Consider the following 10,448-nt stretch of genomic DNA (forward strand, 5'->3'; position numbering starts at 1 on the left):
GCTTGTTCTTCGCGCATACGTAGTTGACTAAACATTTTCCTATCCTCCTCGGACCAGCTCTTATAGTCCAGCAGTTGGTCTGCTTGGCTGATGGCTCGCTCGGGTTCTTGAGTAAAGGGTTTATTCCCGAAAAACTCCAACCACGGCTTGCGAATACTATCTTTGCTAGTTTCTCTATATTTTTTTAATTCCAAGAATGCCATCTTGACCAGATGATTTTCCTGACCATTGTTGATAATGGTTAAAACCTCACCTGTCGTGTCCTCGCGCATGCTAAAACTGTGGAAAGCTAGATCATCTTGGAAATAATTACTATCCACAATAGCTATTGCGTAAACAGGTGCGATATGCTTGTAGCTCTGGTGAGTATCACCTTCACGCTGGCGAATTTTTTCTAGGTTTTGATTGACCTGACTACATAGATAAGCCCACAGGCGATTGATGAAAAAATTCTGATGATGAACTTGAATCTCAATAATAACTTGCGTACCATTGTCCAGCTCCGCCAAGACATCTATACTGGTATAGAAATCCTGCGCCGAGTACGGTAGGGAAGGCAAGACATGAATGTTGCTTCCCTCCAAAATCGTTACATTTTTTGCTGGCAAGTCCAGCATATCGCGAATAAATTGACAAGTGATCTCTGGATTGCTAAAGATTTTCTTAGCAACCAAGTCATTGGTCGGGCTGATGCCCGGATGACGTAATGTCATACTTTCTCTCCTTTCATTATAGCACATTTTTTAATCTAGTTTTACTAAATTTGATGCTTCTATCTATTTATTCGGAAAAATAAGAAAAAGGGTAGAAAAAATGTCAAATTGTCTCATTTTTAAAGAAATAAATGTAAAAATCCTAAAGCAAGCTGGGAAGGTCTCAAAGCACAGGACTGAGCTTGCTGATAGGAGGAAGCAAGTCCATCAGATGCACACGACAGGGCAAGGCTGATGGGGCTTCATCTTTACTGTTGGTTTACTGATGAGGGACTCCTAATCTATCTTTGGTTTTGGTAAAAAGATAGTCTATCTGCTAGTCTTTCATTTCAATCAAAAAATTTGAAATTTACAGTTGTTTGATGTATAATATTTAGATGAGATTGTATGCTATCATGCAGAAAATAGCATAACAATATATATATATATATATATATAAAATGGAGTCTGAAATGGGTAAATTTGATAAACAACTAAAATATAGTATTCGAAAAGTAAGTGTCGGTGCAGCTAGTGTCGTCATTGGTGCTTTTTACCTTGCCATGGGGGCAGGTGTGGTACTCGCGGAAACGAATACTACTAATACTGATGGAGGTGCAAGTCACTCTAGTCCGTCTCCAGACCCGGAGCCAAGCCGACCTAACGGTCTGACTTCCTCTGGCTATGGGGCGGTGGCTGCTCAAAATCCAGGTGGGCTTCAAGCTGGAGCGGTTCATTCTGTTAAGGAAGAAACAAAAACGATTACACGTACCATTAAATATGTAGATGCTTCTGATGAAAGTAAAGAAGTATCTGCTACAGTCACTCAAACAGTTACTTTAACACGTAAACAAGGTACAGAAGAATGGACAACAGGTAAATGGGAAGCACAAACTTCACCAACAGTAAATGGTTTTGGTGCGCCAGACAAGTCAACTATAGAATCAAAAGAAGTTACATCAACAACAGAAAATGAGGATGTAATAGTTTATTATACTAAACTCGACGCTTCATCAACTTCATCAACTTCGACAACTAGAGGTCGCCGTTCAAAAAGAGATGTAGAAAATCCTCCTGCTGGCGGAACTTCTAATACTTCTACTGGAACTGAGACACCTGCCGGGTCTTCAACTGAAAATAACGAAACATTAAATTCTGCTCTAACCGAACGTAAGGGGGCTACAGTACAAACAGATCAACCAGGGATAAATATACCAAAAGGAGCTGAGCCTGGAGCAGATGATCCAAATGCTCACTTGAGTTTCAACGATCCTGGTCATACTGTTACAGTTGAAGAAATGTGGAAGATTATCCAAAATATGCCGGATGATTTCCAAAATAACGAGCGTTCATACTTGAGAAACATGGATACTCTAGGAGACAATCTTCGATTTGACGAAAGTGGGAACGTCACTAATAATCCAAATGGTAAAAAACTTCAACCAGGTGAAATTAGAGAAATCAGTAGCTTTGGTGGATGGACAGCCATTATGAAAAAAGATGGTACAACTGGTAAATTCGCCGTTGGGATGAAAAATAAAGAAGGTTACTTTACTGGTTGGTACACTGACAAAGATGGACATCGCCAAGAAGGTGGGATGCTCGGTTCTGATGCACTTGACCGAATCTATCTTCATGAACAAGCATTAGACCGTCGCTTTAAATATATGTTAATGCTTGCCAAAGGACGTACTATCGCCAATAAAGATGATAAAGCACAAGATGGCTCTACATTTGATATAGTGACAGCGAATAGTGCGGAGAATAAAGCTAACCTTGCTTCCTTACCTGTAAAAAATAGGGAAGATATACTCCAACACGCACCAAATATTGAAGGTTTCAATGGGATTGAAAAAACGTTCACAGCCTTTTCGACGGCATATGGAAGTCGTTTGAAAATCGAGTTTGTAACGGGATATATCTCAGACTTTGAAGGGTCAAAAGGAACTTATCGTATCGTTGTTAAAGCTATTAAAAAGGATCATTCTGAAGAAACTGTCTATGACCACACTATCAACCGAATTGACGGAGTAGTAGAGAACGAAGAACGCTACAGCCAAGGTGTGGATTTAAGTGGGGTTAATAGAGTACTTAAAAAGATTTTAAAGGGTGAGTACGATAAAAAAGTCAATACTCTTGCAGATGCTAAATATAAGGAAAAATATCCGAGTGACAGAAGAAAAGATAGAGAGAAACTAGAACCTTTAAAAGAGGAAGCAAAACAAGAACTCGTTAAAAAAGGAGACGTTATATATGAGTTACCTATCGATAAGGATGAATTACGAGAAGGTACAGGAAAGCTAAAAAATAAGTTTAAAGAAGAACTTAAGATCCAAGCTGGTTATGCAACTGTAGCAAATGATCTTAATAATCAATTAAAACAAATGAAGGATGCGGAGGTGCAAAAAGCCTCCCCAACATGGGTGAAAACTAGTGAACTAAATTCAGAGGGAGAACGAAAAGATAAAGACCCAGATCGTGTGTTTAAATTATTAGATTTTGTATTACCAACTGCGAAAAAAATTATCTATCATGCAGATACAGACCAATTAGAACTCCAAACAGATCCAGAAAAAGTAACAAAACATCGCGAAGAGTTAAAGAATAGACTAGCAGCTAAAGAAGCAGAATTAAATACTGCTAATGAAGAGAAAAAAATTGAACTAAAGAAAGAAATCTCTGCCTTAAAATCAGCCATTGGATCCACAAATGCCTATACTTACACGGAAGCAAGAAACGGTAGTAAAGAAGCGAAAATCCTTGGCTCACACATGGAAGCAACTAGAAAAACTGAAATACCAGATGCTGAATATGGAAAATATCATACTAATGAACTTGCTGAGAAAGAATCAGATGGTCTTGCAAAATTCACGCGCTATTTTGTTGAAAAAAATAATGTCACACGTTCAAATGTGCTAGCTGATGATAAATTATCAGAAAAAATCACTACTGCAATTGAAGGAGATCAGGACAAACTAGGTAAAGGTGGATACTTCTCAACAGGAGATATTCCATTAGGTAAAGACGTTGTATCCTATAAAGTGCAAGTGTTTGCGGAGAATGAAAAACGTGTTGGGGTTAATAAGCAAAGTCCAAGACTTCAATATAACTTACCTATCCTAGCCGATTTCTCAGTAATCCAAGATACGGTAGAACCGTCTAAAGAATTAGCAAGAAGAATTATTAGTAAGTCGAATCTTCCAGAAGATAAGAAAAAGGAAATTATAGAAAAAATCAACAAGAGTAAGAAGACATCTGAAATAAAATCTCAGCTGTCAGGAGATGTTAAAGTTAAGTATCAAGATGTATCTGGAAATGTATTAACACTTGATAATACTAAAGAACATCAAAAAGAGACTGACTTAGGTAAAAAAGGAGAAGATGGAACATACCTTGCTGTCGATAGCGGACTACGTTATACAAACTATAACGTTACCGATAAAAAATTAAACACGATTACAACTAGTGATGGTAAACAATATATACTGAAAAGATCATTAGAGGATGGTACTCTTGATAATGGAAGATTGAGAACTTCTGCTGCTGAAACAGGAACTTTATCTGATAGCCTAGCAACAGTAACGTTTGTATATGAAGAATACACACCACCTGCAACAGGTAAAGGTCTCGTTCACTTCAAGAAACAAGTATCTGAGACAACAACAGAAGCGTTAACAGGATATGATGATATTACGCTTTCTGGTAATGTAGGAGAGACATTCTCTTCAACAGAAGTAGATACAAAAATCACAGAACTGAAAAATGCTGGGTATGAGATTGTAAGTGATACATTTACTAATGGAGATAAAACAATCGATTCTGTGACTGATACTGACGGACAAGACCCAAGTCAGGTGTATAATGTAACTGTAAGAGAAAAAGTAGTAACAGTAACAACTCCACCAACTCCAGATACACCGGTTGACCCTGATGTTCCAGAAGGACCAAAATGGCCAGCAGAAGGATTAAAAGAGTCAGATCTTACAAAAGAAGTAACAAGAACAATTAATTACTTTAAAAAAGAAACTGCAGACGGGGAAAAAATTGCAGATGCACAACCTACAAAGGTAGACAAAGTATTATACAAACGTACTGCAACATATAACTTAGTTAGCAAAACAGTTACTTATAGTGGTTGGACAGCAACTGCAGATGATACGCATACAGCTACAAGTTTTTCACCAGTAAAAACTCCAGTATTAGCTGGATACGTAGCAGATTTTAAGGAAGTTACAGATGCACCAGCAGCGCCAAATGAAAATGGCGAAGTAACGAATATGACTAGAGAAGTTGTATACACTAAGTTAGGATCATGGGTACCGAAGATACCAGGAAAAGATTCAACACCAATTCCATATCCAAACGATCCAAAAGATCCAACAAAACCTAAATATCCAGATTATCCAACAACACCGGAAAATCCGGATGGAACACCAGTGAATCCAGGTGGTGAAACACCAGGAACTCCTGAAAAACCAAAAACTCCAGAATTACCGGTAATTCCATACGAACCAGGGTACACACCGGGAATACCTACAGATCCAACACAACCAGTGGATCCTAAGACAAATCCGCTAGTACCATTAAAACCGGTAGATCCAAAAGATCCTAAAAAAGGATACAAGGTTCCAGAAATACCGGAAAAACCAGGTAAGGATACACCAATTACGTACGTGGCAGATCCGCAAAAAGCATTGGTGAAAGTAGTTAAGGTTGAAGGTGAGGGTGATAAGAAAACAGAAACACCATTAACAGAATATAATGTACCTATCGCTGGTAAAACAGGAGAAGAAATTCCAACTGGAACAGTAACAGCTAAGATAGCAGAGTTAGAAAAACGTGGCTATATAGTTGATAATAAGCAAGATGTACTAACAGCAATTGGTGAAAATCCATTCGACAAAGATAAGGACACAGATGGAGAAGATCCAACTCAAACATTTACGTTGAAAGTACATGAAAAACTTGTACCAGTAACACCGCCAACACCAGAAAAACCACTTGAACCTGGAAAACCAATTGATCCAGATGTGCCTGTAGATCCTAATACTCCTGTTGATCCAAACACACCAGTATGGACAGAGGATTTAATCAATAAAGTTAAGAACGCGAAAACTACAAAAGAAGTAACACGTATAATTAATTATGTTGACGAATCAGGAACTAAGCTACCATATACGGATAAGGGTAAAGAAACTACTGAGTCGAAAACTGACAAAGTTACATTCACACGTGAAGCTAAGATTAACGTAGTAACAGGTGAGATTACTTATGGAGAATGGACAGCTAAAGATAATGACACAACATTCGAAGCAGTAACATCACCAGTAGTAAAAGGATACATCTTAAAATCAAATCAAGACTCACAAGGTAATTTGGTATCAACAGATGGAACAAGAGTAGCAGCAAGTGCAAACTTAACAGCAGCCTCTGAAAATCAAAACCTAAATGTGGTATATACGAAGTTAGGATCATGGGTATTAACACCACCAACAGGTGTAACACCACCAGAAGGAACGAATTTCGATCCAAAACCATATCCAAACAATCCGACTGATCCAACAAGACCTGGAACACCAGAATATCCACAGCCAGGAACACCAGTTGAACCAAACACACCAGTGATTCCATATGTTCCAGGTTATACACCTAAGACACCAAATGGAAATCCATTAGAACCAGTTGATCCAAACCATCCAGAAAATGGATACAAGGTGCCACCAGTACCAACAACACCAGGTAACGATACGCCGATTACGTATGAAGCAGATACTCAAAAAGCTATAGTAAAATATGTTGTTGAAGGAACAACTACAGTTCTTCATACAGAAGAACTAACAGGTGATTCGGGAACTACAATTAACTATACAACAGCGAATAAGCTTGCAGAATTGAAAGTTCTTGGATATGAATTAGTAACTGACGGATTCACAACAGAGACAGGTAGAAACTTCGATAAAGATAAAACAGTTGATCAAACTTTCGAAGTAACAGTGAAACCAAAAGTGGTAGATGTCCCACCATTTGAACCAACAAATCCACAAGGTGACGACAATCCAAAACCAGAACCAGGACAACCAATTGATCCAGAAAATCCAAACGGACCAAAATGGACGAAAGAATTAATTGGTAAACTGGCAACGACTAAACATGTTACACGTACAATAACTTATGTAGAAGATGGTACAGACAAAGAAGTAGCTAACAAAGCAACAGACAAAGTAACATTTACTCGTAGTTTGAAAGTTAATGTCGTAACGGGTGACGTTGTTGATCCTAATGTAGCATGGACATCAAATGACACAACATTCGACGAAGTAACATCACCTGTGGTTAAGGGATACATCTTAAAAGCTAATCAAGGCTCAGCAGATGGATTGGTATCAGCAGATGGAACAAGTGTAGCAGCAAGTGAAAACTTAACAGCAACCTCTGAAAATCAAAACCTAAATGTGGTATATACGAAGTTAGGATCATGGGTGCCAACACCACCGGCAGGAGTAACACCTCCAACAGGAACGAATTTCGATCCAAAACCATATCCAAACCATCCGACTGATCCAACTAAACCAGGAGAACCAGAATATCCACAGCCAGGAACACCAGTTGAACCAAACACACCAGTAATTCCATATGTGCCAGGTTATACACCTAAGACACCAAGTGGAACACCATTAGTACCAGTTGATCCAAACCATCCAGAAAATGGATACAAGGTGCCACCAGTACCAACAACACCAGGTGAGGATACACCGATTACTTATGAAGGAAATCCACAAAAAGCATTGGTGAAAGTGGTTAAGGTTGACGGAACAACAGAAACACCATTAACAGCTGATTATGTAAACATCAACGGTAAAACTGGAGATCAAATTCCAACTGAATCAGTAACAGCTAAAATAGCAGAGTTAGAAAAACGCGGATATGTGATTGATAATAGAGATGAAGTAGTAAACTATATTAATAACAAATTCGATAAAGATAAGGATACAGAAGGTCAAGATCCAACACAAACAGTAACGTTGAAAGTACACGAAAAACTTGTACCAGTAACACCGCCAACTGATGACAAACCACTTGAACCTGGAAAACCAATCGATCCAGATACACCAGTAGATCCAAATAATCCAAATGATCCAACAATTCCAAGATGGACAGACGAATTAATTAAGAAACTGGACGTTAAAAAAGAAGTAACACGTACAATCAACTATGTTGACGAGGCTGGAAATAAAGTTTCTGAACCATCAACAGACAAAGTTACATTCACACGTGAAGCTAAGATTAACGTAGTAACAGGTGAGATTACTTATGGAGACTGGAAAGCAGTTGGTGGAGATAGTACATTTGATAAAGTATCATCACCAGTAGTTAAAGGTTACATCCTTAAAGACCCAGCTCAAAAAGAAGTTGCTGAAAGAAAAGGAATAACACCAACTGTTGCAAATCAAACGATTGAAGTGGTTTACAAGAAACTTGGTTCATGGGTACCAAAAGTGCCAGGTGTAGAAACACCAACGCCACTACCATATCCAAACAATCCGACAGATCCAACTAAGCCTGGAGATCCAACGGATCCAAATACACCAAATGTACCAGTGATTCCATATGTGCCTGGGTATACACCTAAGACACCAGATGGAAATCCATTAGTACCAGTTGATCCAAATGATCCAACAAAAGGATACATTCCACCAGTACCAACAAAACCTGGTAAGGATACACCGATTGAGTATGTAAAAGTTCCAAATACGCCTAGTCCGGAAGAACCGGTAAAACCAACTCCAGAAAGTAACCATATTACAATCTGGGTGGATGAAAATGGTAAGCCATTGAAACCAGAAAAACCTGGAACTCATGAACCAGGAAATATTCCTGGATACAGATATATTACAACTGTAACGAAGGATGGTGTTACAATTCATAGATTTGAAAAGATAACACCAGTAGATCCTAATAATCCTGTTCCACAGAAACCGACCACACCGATTCCAACTCCACAAGATTCGACTATTCCAACACCAGAAAGTCAAATTCCAACTCCAAACACTCCAGAAGCAAATACTCCGACTTCTGAGACAAATAGAAGAGAGGAATTGCCAAACACAGGTACAGAAGCTAATGCTAGCTTAGCTAGCGCTGGTATCATGACCTTGTTAGCTGGTCTAGGATTAGGATTCTTCAAGAAGAAGGAAGAAGATGAGTCCGAATAATATCAAAACGTTGCTTCCTGCCAAAAGTTGGATTCTTCATCTGGCTTTTGGCTCGGAGTCAACAACCTAGAAACTAAAATAAATGTAAAATTGAGAGAAATATGTCAAGACAATCAACTAAGAATAAAAAATATGCTTTACGAAAAATTGGAAAGTTTTTCGGTTCCTGTGTTGTAGCGACAGTCATTACCCTAGGTGGGGCTGCAATAATGGCACCAAATGTGACAGTTTACGCTTCAGACACTACCGCGGAGCCAGGAGAAGCTAATATTGAAAATATAACTAGTGCATCAGAAGGGTATGAAGTTTTCGTACCTAAAGGAAAGAAGTATGAAAGAGATGATACAGTAGAAAGTCATACTCCTGTTTTGAGAGAAGAAGGTTATAATGGTAGAAGCTTTATCTTGAAAGCTGAAGATAGTGATGATTATTTTAATGAACATCCAATGGAATCATTATTTGAAAAATTATATGATAAAGATGATGATGGTCAAATTGATGAGAAATATAAAAGAGCTGATGCCGATACTATAAATGAAAATGCAGGTAAACCAATTGATGATTCAAACTTTGTTGAACCTAAAGTGAGTGAAGTTAATCCTAAATATCCTCACCGTCTTGATGCAGGTGTAAGTACCCCAGCTAATCCAGGTAATCTTTATAAAGGAAGACCAGGGGAAGCTAACGGAAGTATTGATAGTGATGATACCATTGTTGAGTCAAATAAACCTATAACGGTAAATCCAAATTCAGAAGAGAATATAGTTAATGATGACGGTACTGTTGTATTATCTAAGTATTATCGTATTCATGTAAACGAAGGAGAACATGCTGATAAAAAGGATGATATTTATGTAGTCGGAACAAAACCAAAAGTAGTTGAAACACCAATTCCGTTTGAAACAACTTATGAACGTGATGACTCAGTTCCAGAAGGAACAGAAGAAGAAGTAACAGCTGGTAAAAATGGTGAAACTGTTAAGACAACTACTTATGAACTAAACCCAACAACAGGTGAAGTAACTGCAAATGAACCAACTTCAGTAACAACAGACCCTGTAACTCGTGTTGTTAAAAAGGGAACACAGCCAAAAGTAGAGAAAACACCAATTCCGTTTGAAACAACTTATGAACGTGATGACTCAGTTCCAGAAGGAACAGAAGAAGAAGTCACAGCAGGTAAAAATGGTGAAACTGTTAAGACAACTACTTATGAACTAAACCCAACAACAGGTGACGTAACTGCAAATGAACCAACTTCAGTAACAACAGACCCTGTAACTCGTGTTGTTAAAAAGGGAACACAGCCAAAAGTAGAGAAAACACCAATTCCATTCCCAACTCGTTATGAACGTGATGACTCAGTTCCAGAAGGAACAGAAGAAGAAGTCACAGCAGGTAAGGATGGTGAAACTGTTAAGACTACGACTTACAATATTGATGAAACTACAGGTGTTGTAACTCCAAATGAACCAACTTCAGTAACAACAGACCCTGTAACTCGTGTTGTTAAAAAGGGAACACAGCCAAAAGTAGAAAAAAC

3 protein-coding genes are annotated in these 10,448 nt (G+C 38.3%); 2 read left to right on the forward strand and 1 reads right to left on the reverse strand.

Annotation, left to right across the window (positions count from 1 at the left end):
• Positions 1-713, reverse strand: a 713-nt coding sequence (locus HT732_RS07160; protein WP_173254461.1) for a PD-(D/E)XK nuclease family transposase, incomplete at its 3' end; no start/stop codon positions are given.
• 452 nt (positions 714-1,165) lie between these two features.
• Here HT732_RS07160 and HT732_RS10145 point away from each other — a divergent pair.
• Together HT732_RS10145 and HT732_RS07200 are read left to right on the forward strand one after the other, a co-directional pair.
• The gene (locus HT732_RS10145; protein WP_188113839.1) at positions 1,166-8,905 is read left to right on the forward strand and encodes a YSIRK-type signal peptide-containing protein; all 7,740 of its coding nucleotides are present in this window, start codon (positions 1,166-1,168) and stop codon (positions 8,903-8,905) included.
• Positions 8,906-9,006: 101 nt separating this feature from the next.
• Positions 9,007-10,448, forward strand: a 1,442-nt coding sequence (locus HT732_RS07200) for a G5 domain-containing protein (RefSeq protein ID WP_173254462.1), incomplete at its 3' end; no start/stop codon positions are given.

Origin of the sequence: Streptococcus sp. 5346, assembly GCF_013277455.1 — a bacterium.
Taxonomy (GTDB): domain Bacteria; phylum Bacillota; class Bacilli; order Lactobacillales; family Streptococcaceae; genus Streptococcus.